Source organism: Microcoleus sp. D3_18_C4 (assembly GCF_036702355.1).
GTDB lineage: Bacteria > Cyanobacteriota > Cyanobacteriia > Cyanobacteriales > Microcoleaceae > Microcoleus.
In genome coordinates, this window is the sequence record NZ_JAUBTF010000015.1 from 42468 (window position 1) to 61862 (window position 19395).

Below are 19395 nucleotides of genomic sequence, written 5' to 3' on the forward strand. Positions count from 1 at the left end.
CTAAGGTGCAAAAACAAAAATCTTTGTGACTGTTTAACATTATTTAAGACTCTATTTTTGCACTTGTTTTATTTGAGTTAATGCTAACTGTGACGCTTTTGATGCCACTGCCAAGCATGGGATATAATATTCTTGATGTCTGGATATTCTGGAGACCAGCCCAAGGTTTCGATCGCCTTTTTGCTGCTGCCAACCAAAGCAGGCGGGTCGCCCGGACGCCGATCGCACTCAACAGCCTTAATCTCTTTTCCAGTCACTTGGCGAGCCGTTTCTATCACCTCTTTCACCGAAAAGCCGCCGCCATTGCCCAAATTAAAGAAATCAGATTTGCCACCATTTAACAAATATTCTAATCCCAAAATGTGAGCCGATGCCAAATCGTTAACGTGAATGTAATCCCGAATGCAAGTACCGTCAGGAGTCTCGTAATCCGTGCCAAAAATCGAGATTGAATCTCGTTTACCCAAAGCTGCGAACAACACCAGTGGGATCAGGTGAGTTTCTGGATTGTGATCCTCTCCTAACAACCCGTTCGGATCGGCCCCAGCCGCGTTAAAATAGCGAAAACAAACAGACTTGAAATCATACGCAGCGTCAAAATCCGACAAAATCCGTTCTACCATTAACTTAGTAGCACCGTAGGGATTGATCGGATTTTGTGGGTGGTCTTCTGTGAGCGGAATTTTGTGCGGTACACCGTAAGTCGCGCAAGTAGAAGAAAACACAAATTTCTTCACCCCAGCAGCGATCATTGCTTCCAAAAGGGTAATAGTGCCGATGACATTGTTACGATAATATTTAGCGGGATCGGTAACAGATTCGCCCACGTAAGCGTAAGCAGAAAAGTGCATTACAGCATCAATCTTGTGCGTAGCAAACAAGTTGTCTAGAAGAGTGCGATCGTTCGTGTCGCCAACTACTAACTCCACCTGCAAAGCCCGATCTACTATATCTCTGTGACCGTAAACTAAATTATCCAAAATCACCACACCGTAACCGGCGTTTTTCAGCGCTAATACAGCGTGAGAGCCAATATATCCAGCTCCACCCGTCACCAAAATAGTTTGTTTGTCTGCACTCATTTTCTTCTGCCTGTTTTTGTAGCTGGGATTGCCAAGAGCCTTGTTAATTTGAGACTTCCACATCTGAGGCTTTCACACTCCGCGTAAGCCGGAGAATTCAAGCTAAATATCTAGGCTTTGCTGTGCCCGACGGGACGATCGCACTCCTAAAAAACGCTTTTTAAACTCCAGACCGATGCTGAGGGAGCAAGTCTTTCTGTTCAATCGATAAACTTGAGGCGACCAATTTGGATATAATCAAATATCCGATTAATCTGATGTCGATCCTCTTCTGAAATTTTATCATCTGATAGGATAGCCGAAGTCAAAACTAAGTGTTCCCTGCGACTGATCTTGCCAGAGGCTACAATCCGATCGACTTTTTGAGAAATTGTTAAGTTCGATTTGTTGTGAGATGTTCGCATTTATTCGATCGCTTGTATGCTAAAATAATTAAAGCCGATTGCACTTATTGACCCAAAAATGGTGCGTACCCGACCTTAAATCACTTTGCTCAACAGCAGAAATAACGTATCAGAGTTTTACTTCCCAAGATAGATACGCGGACTTAATAAATCTGCAGTCAGCCTTCGGATAGGGTTCAGAACTAATTTAATTATATAATATTTTTCCTAGAGAGGCACTTTTCTATGCAGGTTTATCGGCTTCCGGTACTGTCCGACAATTACATTTTCTTGCTGCACGACCCCGATCGCCACACAGCAGCCGTCGTCGATCCAGCACGATCGCAGCCAGTATTAGAGCAACTCCAAGCACTCGGAGCCGAATTAACCGCAATTTTCAATACCCACCACCACCGCGACCACATAGGCGGCAATCAGGAACTGATTGATCGCTTTCCCCATATTAAAGTTTACGGTGGCGCAGAAGACCGAGGCAGAATACCCGGACAGCAAGTGTTTTTACAAGCGGGCGATCGAGTTTCTTTCGCCAACAGAACCGCCGAAGTCTTCTTCCTACCCGGCCACACAAAAGCTCACATCGCCTACTATTTCCCCCCCAGCAATCCCAGCGAAACCGGCGAGTTGTTTTGCGGTGACACCTTATTTGCTGGAGGCTGCGGCCGGCTCAAAGAAGGCACTCCCGCCCAAATGTTAGCTTCTCTGGGGCAACTGCGAAATTTGCCTGATCGTACGAGAGTCTGGTGCGCCCACGAATACACGCTGAACAACCTGCAATTTGCCTTGAGTGTGGATGGCGACAATCCCGATTTACAGCAGCGCTTCGCCGAAGTTAAGGAAGCGCGCAGTCGATCGCAACCTACAATACCATCATCGATCGGCCTCGAAAAAAGGACAAACCCATTTTTGCGCTGGGATTTTCCCAACATCCAATCAGCCGCCAACACCTCCGATCCAGTGCAAACCTTCGCTCGATTGCGCGGCATGAAAGACCAATTTTGACCCAAAGCATCCAGGATACAAGCCCCCGGATTCATCCGTGGGGTCAATGCTTCAATTCTTTAATCTAAAATCTAAAATCTAAAATCGATTGACCTTAACGTTTTTGTTTTTTCAGGTAGCTCTTAAACTTGAGTATCGGTTCGCTCAACCACCTGTCAAGTCTTGTGTATTTTACGTGAAAGCTCGATAGCCCCTTCAACTTATTTGGAATTTTTTCCAGTTCGTCCTTAAACGGTGTCTGAGACAACATATCAAGCCATAATTGATTGGGGGCGGAGCTTTCCCACGGTTTCGGTCTTGACATAAAGTGCATCACTTTACTTGACATATCATCAGTCTTGTGGTTGTTCCATATTTGGTCTAGTTGCTTCCACCTTCCAACTAAAACTGAATTTAATGCACCTTGATCGCGATCGCCCCAAACGTGGGTTCTAGCATTTTGGAGCAACTTTTCCGACAGTTGCTCTTCCTCCCAAAGCTTCATGTTGTAAACTAAAACACCACTATTGAAATAAGGGTTTCGAGCTTGATAATTGTTGGGATTTCCCCAGGTGTTGGCTGCGGCTGCTATCGGCAGAGTTTCAAAATCTAGGTTCCACAGCGGCTTTAAGCTGCCCATAACGATCGTATCGCTGTCGAGCCAAATCAGCCTTTCTGTTTCTTTAGTATATTTTCGCGGCTCCAATTTAACGTAAGGCAGTTTAGAACCAGATACCGAAAGAAGTTGGTCGTAATTAGATTGCAATTCTTGCCATTCAATCTGGTATTTGCAGCAATTCTGTAACTGTTCCTTTTGCGGTGAATATATCCTGGTAGATACAACGGTAATTTTGACCTGCTCCTCCCCAGATTCGCTAACATTTAGATCTAGAGACTTGAGAAGTGCTGCTAACCCCAGAATATAGGTGCGATCGGCGGCTGTGAATATGTGCATAGGATTAAGTTTGTGAGATGAACGGCAAACGTGACACAAACGTTGGGACTGGAGGAAGCAGGCGACCCTGTATTGAGGTAAATGCGATCGCCCGTTTACCGTTGAGACGAACATTATCTTGCCTAAATTTCCGGTTAGATTTACACCAAGAAACGGGGTTTCTAAGTAGGTAGGCGCAAATAAAGTTTACTATGTAACAGAATGTAAGGCGGGCAGAACAAGAGCAATTGCTTCGTTTCACTCGCAGCGAGAGAGGGGTGACGTATTTTCAAGCTTCATCTACTTATTTATCTGTGTGCAAGTGCCATCTGTTCGCACCCGAAAACGAGTAACAGCCATGGGTAATATGCAGCAACCCGAAAAATAATGAGAGGGACTGACCTCGCATTTGAAACAGCCAGAAAATTCCCCGTCGCCTGTGCTGAATCCCGCAACTGGTTCAGACGTGGGACTCTACGATAAAATAAATTGTCTAGATATCGATATTACCGCAGAACGATCGACATCCATCTTAGGTTTGAAGTGTCACCCTGCTCAAGTCAAAAGTTCCTCTGGTTATTTCCCTATTATTGAGCGCGATTTGCTTTGCCCAAAGTAAAATGAGCGTTGTTAGAAACCGATGCAAAACCCACGCAATACTGAACCCCAAGCAAAAATCGACCCCTTTGTTTCAACGGATTCTAACAAAGCGTTCTACCCAGTCGCGCCTTTGCCAACTGATGTCGGGATGGTTCTGCAATTGGCAGATGGTAGCATTCAGGGGTGCAATTCTCACGCCCAAGAGCTGTTGGGGATGACAGCAGAACAGATGCTGTTATGCACTTCAATCAACAGTCGCTGGCAGACTCTGCGTGAAGATGGCTCGGATTTTCCTGGTGAAACACATCCGGCGATGGTGGCGCTACAAACCGGGCAACCATGCTCAAATGTCATCATGGGCTTTTATCGGCCACAGGGAGAATTGATTTGGTTGACGCTCAATTCTCAACCTTTATTTCAGGGAGATCGATCGACTCCCTACGCGGTAGTTACAACCTTCACGGAGATCGCTCAACCTCAGCCCGAACCAGTCTGTAACGCGCCCGCGCCCCAAATCTCAGACACCCTCGAAAGTATTTCAAATGGGTTCTTTGCTTTGGATCGAGACTGGCGATTTACCTACCTCAATTTGCAAGCGGCGCGGTGGCTGAATCGACTCCCGCAAGAGGTGATTGGCAACAGCATTTGGGAAGAGTTTCCAGAATCTGTGGGCAGTTTGTTTGAACAGGAATATCGCCACGCCGCCACCTTCCAAGTTACGGTTAGTTTTGAATCTTTTTATCCGCCACTCAATGCTTGGTATGCGGTACGAGCCTATCCGATACCATCGGGGCTTGCCGTTTATTTTCAAGATGTGACTCAGCAGAAGGCGGATCGGGCTGTTTTTATTCAACAAGCGCAAACGGCACACCAACAACTAGCAGAAATCGAGGCGATTTATGCTAGTGCGCCGATCGGACTTTGCTTCCTCGATACTGAGTTGCGCTTTGTCCGCATCAACGATTGGCTAGCAGAAATTAACGGAGTTCCAGCCGCCGCCCACATCGGCAAAACATTGCGCGAAATCTTGCCAGAAATGGCAGATGATTTAGAGCCACTTTACCGAAAAGTTATTGAAACTAAAGTTCCACTCAAACAGCTCGAAATTCGCAGGACGAACTCAGCACAGCCGGGAGTCGAACAGGATTGGCTATTGAGTCTCTATCCCCTGAAAGCCGAGGACGATCGCGTCCTGGGAGTGAATGTGACGGTGCATGAAATTACCGATCGCAAAGCTACCAAAAAAGAAATTGAACGGCTCAACCAAGAATTAGAGCGACGAGTCAATGAACTCGAATCGATACTTGATGCTGTACCCGTCGGTATTACGATCGCAGACGACCCACAGTGTAAAGTAATTCGCGCTAACCGATTTGCCCAGTCGATGTTGATAGTGCCACCCGATACCAATGTTTCTGGAACCGGAGAGCAAGCCGCAGCCCTTCCGTTTAGACGATTCCGCAACGGAGAAGAAATTCCGGGAGAACAACTGCCCATGCAACTAGCCGTGGCTTCGGGCGTCGAAGTGCGAGATGTGGAAATTCAAATGGTGCGCGAGGACGGGGTGGCCTTTGATTGGTTGGTGAATGCGGTGCCGTTATTTGACGAGCAGGGTGCCGTTCGTGGCTGTGTGGCAGCCTTTATGGATATTAGCGATCGCAAACAAGCTCTTGCTGCTTTGCGCCACTCTGAGGAACGCTATCGCACTTTGTTTGAGTGCCTAGACGAAGGCTTTTGCATCATCGAAATGCTGTTTGACAAAAACGAAAAGCCGATCGATTACCGCTTTTTGGAAGTCAATCCGGCTTTCTTGAAACAAACCGGACTTGAACAAGCTGCGGGTAAAACGGCGCGCCAGCTCGTTCCAGATATCGAAGATTATTGGTTTGAGATGTACGGCAAAGTCGCCCTGACGGGGGAACCCTTGCGCTTCGAGCACGGCTCGGAAGTCATGAACCGCTGGTTCGACGTTTTGGCGTTCCGCACTCCTGAGCCGCAGAGCCGACAAGTCGCCATACTTTTCCAAGAAATCACTGATCGCAAACAATCCGAAAATCTCCTGCGGCAACAGGAAGAGCAACTGCGGCTGTTCGTCAAACATTCGCCTGCGGGGGTGGCGATGTTTGACCGCCAGATGCGGTATATGCTGGTGAGCGACCGCTGGCTGTCAAGTTACGGGCTCGGCACTCAAAACATTGTGGGCCGATCGCACTACGACATCTTTCCCAATTTGCCCGATCATTGGAGACAAGTCCACCAGCGCTGTCTGGCGGGAGCAGTTGAAATCTGCCAAGAAGATCGGTTTCCCCGCCCTGATGCCTTAATCGACTGGGTGCGCTGGGAAATTCACCCTTGGCGAACCAACACCAATGAGATTGGCGGTATCATGATTTTTTCCGAAATCATCACCGAGCGCAAAAACGCTGAACTCGCGGTGCAAGTGGCCTCCCAGCAAGTCAGCAATATTCTAGAAAGTATTACCGATGCCTTTATGGCGATCGATGCACAATGGCGCTATACCTACGTTAATGCCACAGCAGAAAAACTGCTTTCTCGATCGAGAAACGACTTACTAGGTCGATCGATCTGGGAGGTATTCCCTGCCGAGAAAGAATCCAATTCAAGGGCATATCAAGAATTTCATCGAGTTGTTTCCGAACAAGTTTCTGTCAAGTTTGAAGAGTTCTCGCCTTCGCTCCAGATCTATATAGAAGTGAGCGCCTATCCTGCGGCCGAAGGACTTACCGTTTATTGGAGCGATATTAGCGATCGCAAACGCACTGAAGAAGAACTGCGCCAAAAGAATGCGATTTTGAACGTAATTAACGAGTCAGCGCCCACGCCAATTTTTGTCAAAAATCGAGAAGGACAGATTATTTATGCAAATCCAGCCACGCTGGAAATAATGGGCAAATCTGCTTCTGAAGTAATTGGTGGTCGCGATATCGATTTATACCCAGTAACAGAACTTGCAGTCACAGTCACGGAAAACGATCGGCGCATTATGGAGTCTGGACAAACAGAAGTCCTCGAAGAATCTCACGATGGCATTCGGACATTTCTGGTAATGAAAGCTCCATACCGCAATCAAGCGGGAGAAGTCATCGGCCTGATTGGCATCTCTAGCGAAATCACAAATCGCAAACGAGCAGAAGTCGCCATGCAAGAACAAACTAAGTTACTGCAAGTCATCATTGACAGCATTGGCGATGGTTTAATTTTGGCAAATCAACAAGGGGAGTTTGTGTTGTTTAACCAAGCCGCAGTGGGGGTATTCGGTCAGCTATCGAATGAAAAATCTTGTGAGGAATGGTCGAGCACTTACGGACTATTTTTGGCAGATAAAAAAACCCTCTTCCCCGCCGCTGAACTACCTCTAGTCCGAGCAATCAAAGGTGAATATGTCAATGATGTAGAGGTATTTGTCCGCCGCGAAGATTCCGAAGATCGCTGGATCAGTATCAGCGGTTATCCAGTAGTTGATACTAGCAACGAAATCCAAGGCGGAGTGATTGTCTGTCGGGATATCACAGAACGCAAACAAGCAGAAGCAGCGCTGCAAGAAAGCGAAGAACGATTCCGCACTATGGCTAACAACGCTCCTTTTATGGTATGGGTAACAGACTCCACAGGCTATTGCACTTTCTTGAGCGAAACCTGGTATGAATTCACAGGTCAAACTGAGGAAACAGGTTTGGGATTGGGTTGGATAAACGCGCTGCATCCAGAAGACCGAGAACAGGTAAAGAAGGCATTTTTGACCGCCAAGGAACGCCAGGAACGGTACAGCGTGGAATATCGCGTCGGGCGCAAGGATGGCGGATATTCTTGGGCGATAGATGCTGCAGCTCCCAGATTTTCCGAAAGCGGACAATTTGAGGGTTATATCGGCTCTGTAATCGACATTACAGAACGCAAACAAGTGGAAACCGAGCGTGATATAGTTCTCCAATTAGAACAAACTGCCCGCACGGAAGCCGAGCGAGCTAACCGCATTAAAGACGAGTTTCTGGCTGTGCTTTCTCACGAGTTGCGATCGCCCCTGAATCCGATTTTAGGCTGGTCGCAACTGCTCGTCGGCGGCAAGCTGAACGCGAGTCAAAGTGCCAAGGCTTTTGAGACAATTGAGCGCAACGCCAGACTGCAATCTCAATTAATCGAAGACTTGCTTGACGTGTCTCGGATTCTGCAAGGAAAACTCAGATTGAATGTTGCTCCGATGAATCTGGCAACCATTATTCCATCTGCTGTGGAAACCGTGCAATTAGCAGCCGAAGCTAAAAAAATTCAAATTCAAACAATTTTAAATTCCGATGTCGGGCAAGTTCTGGGCGATACAAGTCGCTTGCAACAAATTGTGTGGAATTTGTTATCAAATGCTGTGAAATTTACGCCCGAAGGCGGTCGAGTAGAAGTTCGATTAGAGCAAGTCGAACACCAAGCTCAAATTCAAGTCATAGATACTGGTAAAGGCATTATTCCCGATTTCTTGCCTTATGTTTTTGACCATTTCCGACAAGAAGACGGCGCAACAACTCGCAAATTTGGCGGCTTGGGATTGGGATTGGCGATCGTCCGCCAACTGATCGAACTGCACGGCGGAACGGTGTTTGCAGAAAGCGCCGGAGAAGGTCAAGGAGCGACGTTTACGGTGAGATTACCGCTATTAAATGATGATTCTAGAAGGCAGGAGGAGGAAGAACGTCATGGGGCTGCTTGTCCCGATCTCTCATCCTTGCCGCTAGCTGGATTGAGAATTTTGGTGGTAGATGATGAACTCGACTCGCGAGATTTTGTCGCTTTTGTGCTTGAGGAAGCGGGTGCAGAGGTGATTTCTCTGTCATCTGCTGCTGAGGCGCTAGAGTCGATAGAACAAACTGCACCGGATTTGCTCGTCAGCGACATTGGAATGCCCCAGATGGACGGGTATATGTTGATAAATCGCATCCGCACTCAGCTTGCGCCTGAGTATCGGCAGTTGTTGGCGATCGCCTTAACCGCCTATGCTGGAGAAGGGAACGAGCGTCAAGTTTTACAAGCCGGATTTGATCAACACTTAGCCAAGCCGATCAATTCGACCCAGTTAGTTACTACTGTAGCGCGATCGATCGTCGCCCAGCGCCTTGAAAATAAACCCTGAGTTCTCGATAACACATTGTACTGTAGTTGATTTTGCTCATTACAGCACCCCTGTTTTGCGTAATTTCCAACTGAATTTGCCCGTTAAAAATATTATCCCTGTTTCTTCCCTCGAACCTCGAATCTCAACATCCATCCGTTAAATCCGTTACATCCGTTACATCCGCTACCAAATCCGTTGCCGAACTTCCTTGCGATCGCCCCTCAAACTTCGCTATTATAAAAAGTTGCAGTTAAAACCCCACAACCCACGATCATGGCCAAGCGCGTCCAATTAGTTTTAAATAAAGATGTCAGCAAACTCGGCAAAGCTGGCGACGTAGTAGAAGTAGCCCCAGGCTATGCCCGCAACTACCTAGTACCCCAAGGAATGGGATTTAGAGCCACTCCCGGCATTCTCAAGCAAGCAGAGCGGCGCCGTGAAGAAGAAAGACTGCGCCAGCTAGAGCTCAAGCAGCAAGCTGAAGTCCGCAAAACCGCCCTCCAATCGGCTGGGCCTTTCATCATCTCCAAGCAAGTTGGCGAAGCAGACGCGATTTTTGGTACTGTTACCAACCAAGAAGTAGCAGAACTGATTTTCAACTCTACCAGTCAAGAAGTCGATCGGCGCGGCATCACTCTGCCCGAAATTCGCCAAACTGGTACATACAAAGCTGAAATCAAACTACACGCAGAAGTTACCGCCGAAGTTGATATTCAAGTTGTTCCGATGTAATTAAGAGTCATCAGTCATCAGTTATTAGTTGTTAGCCATTAGTCATCAGTCATTAGTTGTTAGTCATTAGTCATTAGCTAAGAACTGAGTACCGCTAACTAAGGACTGAGGACTGCTAACTAAGGATTCAAAACTGACGACTAATCACTGACAACTAATAACTAATGACTGCGGACTAATGACTGAGGACTATTGACTAATGAGCGATTTGATGCCGACAAATATAGAGGCAGAAGAAGCAATTTTGGGCGGGATTTTAATTGACCCCGAAGCTATTTCCCGAATTGCCGAACTGCTGCGACCGGAGTTTTTTGCCATCACCGCTCATCAAGTCATTTATCGATCGGCATTAGGCCTATTTTTACAGGGTCAACCTACCGATTTAATGACGGTAACAACTTCCCTAACCGACCGCAACCAGTTAGAGCAAGTAGGAGGACTAACTAAATTAGCACAATTAGTCGATCGCACAGTTTCCGCAGTCAACATCGACCAATATGCAGTTTTAGTTGAAGACAAATATCAGCGCCGGAAATTAATCGAAGCTGGCAACAACATAGTACAATTAGGTTACGAGACGGCAACACCACTAGAAACAGTCTTAGACCGCGCCGAACAAGAAATTTTCAGCATAACTCAAGAACGCCCACAACAGGATTTAGTGTCGATCGGCGAAACGCTAAACCAAACATTTCAAGACCTAGAAAATCGCAATGAAGGCCTGACACTTCCCGGTATTCCCTGCGGTTTCTATGACTTAGATGCTATGACAGGAGGCTTTCAGCGATCGGATTTAATCATCGTTGCAGCTAGGCCGGCGATGGGCAAAACAGCCTTTTGTACCAACATCGCCCACCACATCGCCGCCGGACAGCAAAAATTGCCGGTTGCCGTTTTCAGCTTAGAAATGTCGAAAGAACAGCTAGTGCAGCGTATCCTGTCCAGTGAAGCCAAAATAGAAAGTAACAGGTTGCGATCGGGTAGAATCAGTCAAAACGAATGGGAACCAATCAGTACAGCCATTGGCAATTTATCAGAACTGCCACTATTTATTGACGATACTCCCAATATTACCGTCACAGAAATACGATCGAAAGTCCGCCGCCTCCAAGCAGAACAAGGCGGAACCCTAGGATTAGTCTTGCTAGATTACCTGCAATTAATGGAAGGTACCAGCGACAACCGCGTGCAAGAACTATCTCGAATTACCAGAAGTCTTAAAGGTTTAGCCCGCGAACTCAACGTGCCAATTATTGCCTTATCTCAGTTGAGTCGGGGTGTGGAAGCGAGGACAAACAAGCGGCCGATGATGTCTGATTTGAGAGAAAGTGGATCAATAGAGCAAGACGCGGATTTAGTAATTATGCTCTACCGCGATGAATATTACAATCCTGATTCGCCCGATCGCGGAATTGCAGAAGTAATTATTACCAAACACAGAAACGGGCCCACAGGAATCATCAAACTATTATTTGACGCCCAATTTACCTGCTTCCGCAATCTCGCATCTCCGAAGCGATCGTAAATCAACCAGAACATACACAGAAACCCGGTTTCTTAAAAAAAACCGGGTTTCTAAACACCGTAAAAGTTATACGTTGAATTAGATTGAGCTACCTAGCCAGCGATTCTCAACAATTCCACATCAAAAATCAGCGTAGCATTAGGAGGAATCACCCCGCCCGCACCGCGAGCACCGTAACCGAGTTCAGGGGGAATAATCAACTTGCGGCGGTCTCCAACTTTCATCGTACCGACACCTTCATCCCAACCCTTAATTACTTGACCCACGCCAATTTGGAACTCAAAAGGAGAATTGCGATCGCGCGAACTGTCAAACTTCGTGCCATCCTCCAAAGTTCCAGTGTAGTGCACCACCACCTTCTGCCCGGTTTTTGGAGTCGCCCCATTACCCTCTTTTAATTCAACATATTTCAGACCGGAATCTGTGGTGACAGTTTTCTCAGTATTATCAGTCATGTCATTGCCAGCGATAGTAGCTGGTACCTCTGGTAAAGTAGCATCAGCTACTAGCAAGCTATTTTCATTCAAAGACTGCGCTGACAACTTCTCAATAGCAGTCTCGGGTAAAAGATTGTTCAATTCGGCTGCAACTGCTTGGGACCCAGAACCGCCCATTTGAGCGACTATCAAAAACAAAAAGCAAACCAGCATTACTCCCAAGCTGACTAGAACTCCTCGCAAAATTAATCCTCCTAATACTTTTAACCGCGATATCTCAGATATCTAAGACATCTAGTACAACAAGAACTACCAAATTTTATCTGAACTTTTCCACCAAAGAACGGCAGGTACCAGATAATTTTCCAGGCCAAAGTATGAAGTCAAAATGTTTGTTATTCTACATAAATGGCTTCTACATAAGTGCCTTTTTTTAGCCTTCTGCCTTCGGGTGACAATCTTATCACAAGATAGCAGCGAACTTCTCGCGGGCGTTAGCGAAGCTTGCAGAAGAGGATCGAACTCAGCGCCAGTTACGGTTTTCTAAATCCCGCATCTGACGTTCCAAACGATCAAGCCTTCCCCGCAACTCATCCATTTCGGACTGTCGGGGGACTCCCATATCTTGCAGCATATTCCGTAGTTGCCGCTGCAACTGCGTCTCCCAATTACCCTGTTCAGACTTGATATGCTCCGTCATGTCATCGACAAAGGTTTTGGCTTGCTCAGGATTGATTTTGCCATCTTTGACCCATTGCTCGCTGACTTCCTGCAATTTCTCTGCCACCAGGGAGGTAGTACCAATGCCCAGCATTACCAGTTGTTTGAGTAAGTTGCTATTGTTATCCATAGATTTTTCCTAATGTTTGCCCTTTCATACCCGATCGGCTCAGGTCGCCTGCTGTCGCTGCGAAACTATCTGTAAACTTAAAGTTACATCAGCGCACACCTACCTTTCTATTTTGGAGCATCCAGCGGCCTGATGGCGAGGCGATCGCGCATTCTCGGCGTTCGGAAAACCCGCTAATGAGCCTACCCACCACATTACCCCATCACCCTGCTGTCTATGCCTGATTGCCCCCGCTGTCACCAACCTGTAGACGCCCAAGCGCTCGCCTGTCCACACTGCAAAATCCCCCTCAAAGCTTTCGGTCATCCGGGTATCCCTCTTTATAGATCAAAACCCGAAGAATTTCTGTGCACTACCTGTATTTATCACGCAGACGACACTTGCAACTACCCGCAGCGTCCCTTTGCAAAAGAATGCACGCTTTATCACAATCAAGCTGAGCCGCTTGTACCACAGACGAGCCGTTACATCAGCGGCGGCTGGATGCAATCAATCAAAAATTGGTGTCAGCGCCATCTGGTTTGGTTAGCATTATTAGGTTTAATTATTATTAGCATTGCTCTGTCGATTTAATCGGATTGTACAAAGCGTAGAATAGAGATATCTCTGTTAATCTGGGTTGCTCTATTATTCTCTAAATTATTCATGAGCTACGTATTCGGCATCGACGGTGGCGGCACTAAAACTATCTGCCTTTTAATGGATGACAACCACCTTGTTTTAGGACGGGGTGAAGCAGGGCCGTCAAATTATCAAACCCTGGGAATTGAGACAGCAAAACAATCCATCCAATTGGCGATCGAACGAGCAGTTCTGTCCGCTAAAATCGAGACGAATAGCAATCTCAACATAGAAGCAATTGGTCTGGGACTAGCAGGAGTCGGGCGTCCCAAAGATCGTGAAATAGTGCAATTTGTAGTGCAGAACTTGCAGTTGACAAATACTTTACCAGTAACCCGATCGTTCCTGCCCAGGAATATCGTAATTTGCAGCGACTGCGCGATCGCACTTGCTGGCGGTACAGGTCATCCAGTGGGTATCGCCGTTATTTCAGGAACCGGTTCCATTGTTTTCGGGCAAAACCGTCAAGGGAAAACTAAACGAGTCGGCGGTTGGGGATATATTTTAGGCGATGAAGGCAGCGGATATAACATCGCCCTTCAGGGTTTGCAAGCTGCTTTGAAGTTCTATGACGGACGCGAAGATTTTACCACGCTTGCGGAAAAACTTCAAACGCATTTAGGCCTCAATAACCTAGAAGAATTAGTAGAAGTTGTTTACGGGCGCGGTTGGGGAGTCAAAGAAATTGCAGCTTTAGCGCCGATTGTTGATCGAGCCGCAGCAGAGGGCGATCGCGTCGCTGACTGCATTATCAATAATGCTGTAGCAGAATTAACCTATTCAACCAAAATAGCCATTTCAGCGCTATTTAACCAAACAGAAGAATTTGAAATTGTGATTGTAGGAGGTGTGTGGGGTGGAGAGGCAAATTGCCGAGGTCGGTTTGAAGCAGCCATAAGTGCGATCGCCCCAACAGCTCAGGTTATTTCGCCCCGATACGAACCAGCTTTCGGTGCTGGATTATTAGCCTTAAACGCTCTCAACAATTAATTGTTGACTGTTGACTGTTGATTGTTGAATGTTGACTGTTGACTGTTGACTATCTTCCTTATCTTCCCGATCGCCCCTGTCTTGCGGATTTTCTCAATTTTTCCAAATTTTCAACTTCTGGATTATCAACCTTATCTTCCCAACTGGTAGAATTCCAGCCTGCCATAATCAAAACATCAGATGAATGCGAAACAAGAAACAAATTTAGCAGTAGTGCGTTCCTAAGTAAACAAAAACCGAAGCAAGGAGACAATTTATATGATTACTTCTCAAAAATGGCGTTCAGCAACAGCAGCAATCCTCGCACTGGGCATTACAGTTGGAACCAGCGCCCCGCTGGTGGTAGCTACTCCCGCAGAAGCTCAACAACGAATTTCCCAATTTGATAGCATCCGAATTCCGTCGGGCAGTGTAATTCCAGTTAGCTATGAAAAAGACAAAATAGTTGTCACCCGCGAAGAAACTGCACCTTTAACTTTAACTGTAGCGCAAGACATCCGCACACCTCAAGGCAGAGTATTAATCCCCAGAGGCAGCCAGATAGTCGGGGCACTGCAACCTGTCAGAAGAGGCAATCAAAGTGGTACTCAATTTGTTGCCAGAGAGTTAATTATCAGCCGCCGCCAACGCTATCGGATTGACGGAAATTCAGGAATTATTACCCGAACCGAAAGAGTCCAAAAAGGTGCTGGCACAGGTTCAGTAGCCCAAGGTGCAGCCTTGGGTGCAGCAGCCGCAGCCGCACTCGCAGGCATTACCGGCGACAAAGCGATCGCGACTGAAGAAGTATTAGGAGGCGCTGGGATCGGCGCTTTAGCTGGAGTCTTGTTGGGGCGGCGCAGTGTTGACGTGCTTGTGATTCGCCCGGAACAAGATTTAGCAGTGAGATTGCGATCGGACATCGTACTCCGCTAATATTGGAATCTTCGGATTAATTATTTGCAGTAAAACATTGTCGATCGCTAACTTGTGGTCTCCCGATCATTGGCTAGGCATACTGTTAAGGTTGTGCCTAGCCATGTTTGTTGGCGGAATTATTGGATGGGAGCGCCAACTCAGAAACAAACCAGCGGGATTGAGAACTCATATGCTAGTTAGCATGGGTTGTGCACTGTTTGTTTTAATGCCGCTAGCAATGGGGAAAAACGAAAACGGAGGAGATGCTGTAGCGCGGGTAATTCAAGGCATTGCTGCCGGGATTGGGTTTTTGGGAGGCGGAGAAATCCTGCGGCAAAATCACCAGGAAAGAGGTAAAGTTGAAGTTCACGGACTCACATCTGCCGCCGCTATTTGGGTGTCAGCAGCTTTAGGAACTGCTGCCGGATGTGGGTTGTGGCAACTGGCATTAATTGGCGCTTTAATGTCGTTGTTTGTTCTGAGAGTAATTAAAGAGTTAGAGCGTCGGAGTCGTAGGAAATAGTCTTATTGAGTATATAAAATTTGGTAAAATAGCCGTTGCAACGTTTGTAGTGACGACGGAAGTACCAGCGAGTTTTATGAGGGTTAAACTCCTCACTACGAACTAACTTTATTGCGGTCGATGGAGGGGAAATAATATTAGCTGTTTCATACCAAGTGCAGTTAATCATTGATCATAAATTGTTTGCCCTCATCCCAGGCATACCTGTCCCGATGGTGAAAAAGGGGTCTTACACAATTTGAGGATGATTATTGTGGGCATTGGTGTCAACAAACACGTTAAACCGTCATTCCGGCTCTTGTTTCAACAAGAGCCTCAAAGCTCAAGTCCTCGCTATGAGGACTAATGAGTTCTTCAGTCCTCTTTGAGAGGACTTTAGCTATGAGACAGGGAATTCATTCCCTGGCGGACTTCCGGGTGAGCGGGAGGACTAGCGGACTAAAAGCTTAAGTTGACACTAAGGAATGAGAATTAAATAACTTCCACAAGTTTGTGGGATGGGCGTCCCCCCCGTCCAAAAAAGACGGGGGGGACGCCCATCCCACAATAACAATTAAAATTGTAAGTTATTTAATTCGCGATCCTAATATATTTTGGGGTGTTCCCCCTGGTGTGAAAATACACCCCTTCGGGCTACGACAGCCCATTCCACAAAAAACAATCAAAATCACCCTGCAATTATGCAATGCCTAAAAAGTGGCTCAAACGCTTGAAATCTCTGCTTGGGGCGATCGATAAATATTCTCCCTTTGATAGAGAATTAACAATACATAACTTTTCAAGCAGAATGCTCAACTGTTACGAAGCAAACACTTTGACTACACCTTGACAGGTCTAGTCATCCAAGCCTGACCTTTGACGAGTCAAGTCCTCACTCTCCACTTAAATATTCATTTTAATATTTATTTCAATTTTATTTAATTTGCTCAACACCCATTGAACCAAAATACCAATATTTTTTTATTTAATTAGTAGATAAGTCATCCAAATAATTATAGCTTTTCCGCGGTTTTTGAGGATAAAAGTTAATACTTAACTTGCCAGATAATTGTAGGAAAAATTAATTTCTATCCGCAAAATTTGGCATTTTTATTAATTCCAAAGACTCTTGCCTCACCCGACCCGCCATCGCAGCTAACTGCAAGCTCATAAAAGCATTCAAATCTTCCAAATCACACTTGGCTGAGGAAAAAATCTTCTGCATTTCATTTTCCGCTTCCAAACTCAGATATCCAGCGGCAATAGCTTGTTTTACAACTTCACGAACCTGCACGGTAGAAATGTCCCTTACTAAATTTTAACGAATCAAAAGCCAACTAATTACTAACAAGAAGTTTCGGAAGCCGTCTCGCCAAAGATTTCAAACTTTTTTAGCTCGCGAGACTCTTGTTTCACTCCTCCGGACATAGCTGCTAGTTGCAAAGCCATAAAAGCATTTAAGTCTTCCAAGTCATACTGAGTGGTAGTTAACATCCGCCGCAGTTGATTTTCGGCTTCAATGGTTAGATAGCCTAGAGCCAGAGCTTGCTGGGCGAGATCGCGAATTAGTACCATAACACTTCGGGATTTTATTGGTTCAAGCCTAAGTATCAACTGTTTTCACAGAATCAGCAGTGACGGCTATTGCTCGATAGGTGTGACATTGTTACGGGCCACTCGTGACAGCCGGAGTCGCAGAGTGTGACTAAGTATTTGCACTGTTGTGACGGAGATCACGCGGGGGATGCCAGAGGATGAGTCGGAGAGTGGGGAGTCGGAGAGTGTCCGGGTGTCTGGGTGGGGGAGTCGGAGAGTGTCCGAGTGGAGGAGTCGGAGAGGGGGAGCATTTTTCTTTTTCCCTGGGACTAATCACTGATGACTACTGCCTTCTACCTTCAGAAGACGCTCAACGTCTATAATCAGCAAGTTAAATATTTACTGCAAGACCCATATGGAATTAGCTCATAAAGATTTGCTACAACAAATAGCCCGACTATCGGAAACTTATGCTAATTTGGCCGATCGCCTATCCCAAGCAGCAAAACAACTGCAAGACTCTGGCCTGCCTCCCTCTGACAGCTTGCTGCAAGAAGTAGCAGCCTACAGCCGCAACTTTGCCGCAGTCCAAAAACAAGCTCTCGAACTCAACAAATCCGCGATCGCACCGGGGGAAATTGCTTCCCTCAAAGACATTAAAAACTTAGTCGAGACTGCCGCAGCTTCTGAAGGTAAAGCAGAAATTCGCGATGCAGCATTGAAAGTGATCGATCGAGTATTGGCGATCGCCCACCGCGAACAAAGCGACTTCGCACCCTTACAATCAGTTCATGCCAAAGCCCGCGAACTGCAACGCGCGATTTCCGAATCAACCCCAACTCAACTGCATTCCGACGCAGAATCCTTAGTCAGCGGCAAACACCCAGTTTCAGCAGTGCTCGCCCTGGTGGAACAGCAAGACAAATTAGATGACGAACAGTGGGTCATTCTCGAAGAAACAGTCAGCGCCGCTTTTGGCAAACAAATAGCCGTAGCTATTTCCAGAGGCAAATTAACCATTGCTGAGATGGTAAAAGCCACACCTGCAAAAGTCGAACCCGCATTTAAAGCAGCGCCAGAACAAAAAATCAGCGCCGAACCTTTGCCAGAAGTGATTGTCATCCCGTCAGGAAATGTGGCACCGAAACAAGTAACAGTTGCGCCACAGATCCAGATTTTGGAATCCCCCGCACCTTCTGCCCCGATGCACGAGGTAATTATTGTTCCCAGCGTGGAAGTACCTAAGTCTCTTCAGACAACCGGTTCCGGGAACATTGTTTTTGGGGCACCCCGGAATATTCAACAAGCTCCTGTAGAGGGCGGTTTGGGAATCAAAGTTTTGGTGCACATTCAGGGAATTGGCGATCGAACTTTCGGTGCTCAAGAATACGCGGGTTCTAAGGGGCGGGGGCTGCGCGTCGAAGGATTTGCGATTAATATCGATCCGCCAATTCCCGGCTTAAATGTCGAGTACATGGCTCACGTCGAAGGTGTTGGCGATACTCCTTGGCTTAGCGAGGGAGAATTGGCGGGTTTTCGGGGTCAAGCGAAACGAATTGAAGGATTTGCGGTGCGGTTGAGCGGGCCGCAAGCTGATAAGTACGACGTATTTTATAGCGCTCACATTCAGAATATCAGCGACACCGACGTGTCCTCCAACGGCGAATATTGCGGCACTCGCGGCAAAGCTTTGAGAATTGAGGGCATCAAAGTTTGGATCGCGCCGTCTGCGAGTTCCCAAGTTGTGGCGCCTGTGGGTTTAAAAGTGTTGGCGCATATTCAAGGAATTGGCGATCGAACTTTTAGCGATCAAGAATATGCGGGTACTAAAGCTCAAGGCCGCCGCGTGGAAGGATTTCAAATTAAAATAGAGCCTCCCGTCGCCGGTTTAAATTTGCAGTACATGGCTCACGTTGAAGGAGTGGGCGACACTGCTTGGATCTCGGAAGGAGAGTTAGCTGGATTCCGGGGCAAAGCCAAGCGCATTGAGGGATTTGCCGCCCGCCTGACAGGGCCGCAAGCTGATAAATACGACGTATTTTATACGGCTCACATCCAGAATGTGGGCGATACTCCTGTTACTGCTAACGGTCAATATTGCGGCACTCGTGGCAAAGGTTTGAGGGTTGAGGGGATGACTGTTTGGGTTGAGCCGAAAGCGTAAAAATTGAGAATGAATGGAAAA

16 protein-coding genes are annotated in these 19395 nt (G+C 46.8%); 9 read left to right on the plus strand and 7 right to left on the minus strand.

Features of this window, described 5'->3' with window-relative positions; all coding sequences use genetic code 11:
• Window positions 1-83: 83 nt before the first annotated feature.
• On the minus strand, window positions 84-1082 hold the full coding sequence (galE, locus tag QUA90_RS10165) for a UDP-glucose 4-epimerase GalE (protein ID WP_333326270.1): 999 nt from the start codon (window positions 1080-1082) through the stop codon (window positions 84-86).
• Window positions 1083-1711: 629 nt separating this feature from the next.
• Here galE and gloB point away from each other — a divergent pair.
• Window positions 1712-2485: a hydroxyacylglutathione hydrolase gene (gene gloB / locus QUA90_RS10170; protein WP_333445289.1), complete on the plus strand. Its 774-nt coding sequence runs from the start codon at window positions 1712-1714 to the stop codon at window positions 2483-2485.
• Between the two features lie 94 nt (window positions 2486-2579).
• Here gloB and QUA90_RS10175 read toward each other — a convergent pair whose 3' ends face one another.
• Window positions 2580-3419 carry a glycosyltransferase gene (locus QUA90_RS10175; RefSeq protein ID WP_333445291.1) on the minus strand — a complete coding sequence of 280 codons (840 nt, stop codon included), beginning with the start codon at window positions 3417-3419 and terminating at the stop codon, window positions 2580-2582.
• 619 nt (window positions 3420-4038) lie between these two features.
• Here QUA90_RS10175 and QUA90_RS10180 point away from each other — a divergent pair.
• The 3 genes from QUA90_RS10180 (at window position 4039) to dnaB (ending at window position 11377) form a co-directional block, all read left to right on the plus strand.
• On the plus strand, window positions 4039-9138 hold the full coding sequence (locus QUA90_RS10180; protein WP_333445293.1) for a PAS domain-containing protein: 5100 nt from the start codon (window positions 4039-4041) through the stop codon (window positions 9136-9138).
• A 255-nt stretch (window positions 9139-9393) separates the two neighbouring features.
• Window positions 9394-9852, plus strand: a complete 459-nt coding sequence (rplI, locus tag QUA90_RS10185) for a 50S ribosomal protein L9 (protein WP_006634794.1) — start codon at window positions 9394-9396, stop codon at window positions 9850-9852.
• Window positions 9853-10051: 199 nt separating this feature from the next.
• A complete protein-coding gene (gene dnaB, locus QUA90_RS10190; RefSeq protein ID WP_333162856.1) occupies window positions 10052-11377 on the plus strand; it encodes a replicative DNA helicase in 1326 nt (441 codons plus the stop codon).
• Window positions 11378-11469: 92 nt separating this feature from the next.
• On the opposite strand, the gene QUA90_RS10195 is transcribed toward dnaB, so the two are convergent.
• The 3 genes from QUA90_RS10195 to QUA90_RS10205 all read right to left on the minus strand — a co-directional run bounded on the left by QUA90_RS10195 (window position 11470) and on the right by QUA90_RS10205 (window position 12970).
• The gene (locus QUA90_RS10195) at window positions 11470-12057 is read right to left on the minus strand and encodes an FKBP-type peptidyl-prolyl cis-trans isomerase (protein WP_333311117.1); all 588 of its coding nucleotides are present in this window, start codon (window positions 12055-12057) and stop codon (window positions 11470-11472) included.
• A gap of 280 nt (window positions 12058-12337) precedes the next feature.
• Window positions 12338-12664, minus strand: coding sequence for a phasin family protein (locus QUA90_RS10200; protein ID WP_333053835.1), 327 nt, complete (start codon window positions 12662-12664; stop codon window positions 12338-12340).
• Between the two features lie 99 nt (window positions 12665-12763).
• Window positions 12764-12970, minus strand: a complete 207-nt coding sequence (locus QUA90_RS10205; protein ID WP_333326337.1) for a hypothetical protein — start codon at window positions 12968-12970, stop codon at window positions 12764-12766.
• Here QUA90_RS10205 and QUA90_RS10210 point away from each other — a divergent pair.
• The 4 genes from QUA90_RS10210 (at window position 12881) to QUA90_RS10225 (ending at window position 15695) form a co-directional block, all read left to right on the plus strand.
• Window positions 12881-13237: a zinc ribbon domain-containing protein gene (locus QUA90_RS10210; protein ID WP_333326258.1), complete on the plus strand. Its 357-nt coding sequence runs from the start codon at window positions 12881-12883 to the stop codon at window positions 13235-13237. The genes QUA90_RS10205 and QUA90_RS10210 overlap by 90 nt on opposite strands.
• A gap of 72 nt (window positions 13238-13309) precedes the next feature.
• Entirely contained in the window at window positions 13310-14275 is a 966-nt protein-coding gene (locus QUA90_RS10215; protein WP_333445295.1) for a BadF/BadG/BcrA/BcrD ATPase family protein, read from the plus strand.
• A gap of 258 nt (window positions 14276-14533) precedes the next feature.
• On the plus strand, window positions 14534-15190 hold the full coding sequence (locus tag QUA90_RS10220; RefSeq protein ID WP_333160827.1) for a hypothetical protein: 657 nt from the start codon (window positions 14534-14536) through the stop codon (window positions 15188-15190).
• Window positions 15191-15293: 103 nt separating this feature from the next.
• Window positions 15294-15695 carry an MgtC/SapB family protein gene (locus QUA90_RS10225; RefSeq protein WP_333085418.1) on the plus strand — a complete coding sequence of 134 codons (402 nt, stop codon included), beginning with the start codon at window positions 15294-15296 and terminating at the stop codon, window positions 15693-15695.
• Between the two features lie 1060 nt (window positions 15696-16755).
• Here the strand turns inward: QUA90_RS10225 and QUA90_RS10230 are convergent.
• Both QUA90_RS10230 and QUA90_RS10235 read right to left on the minus strand, forming a co-directional pair.
• Entirely contained in the window at window positions 16756-16968 is a 213-nt protein-coding gene (locus tag QUA90_RS10230; RefSeq protein ID WP_333085419.1) for a hypothetical protein, read from the minus strand.
• Between the two features lie 50 nt (window positions 16969-17018).
• Window positions 17019-17249 (minus strand): hypothetical protein, encoded by a 231-nt coding sequence (locus QUA90_RS10235; protein ID WP_333326252.1) that lies wholly within the window; start codon window positions 17247-17249, stop codon window positions 17019-17021.
• Window positions 17250-17625: 376 nt separating this feature from the next.
• On the opposite strand from QUA90_RS10235, the gene QUA90_RS10240 reads away from it, so the two are divergent.
• Window positions 17626-19374 (plus strand): hypothetical protein, encoded by a 1749-nt coding sequence (locus QUA90_RS10240; RefSeq protein WP_333445297.1) that lies wholly within the window; start codon window positions 17626-17628, stop codon window positions 19372-19374.
• The last annotated feature ends 21 nt before the right edge of the window (window positions 19375-19395 follow it).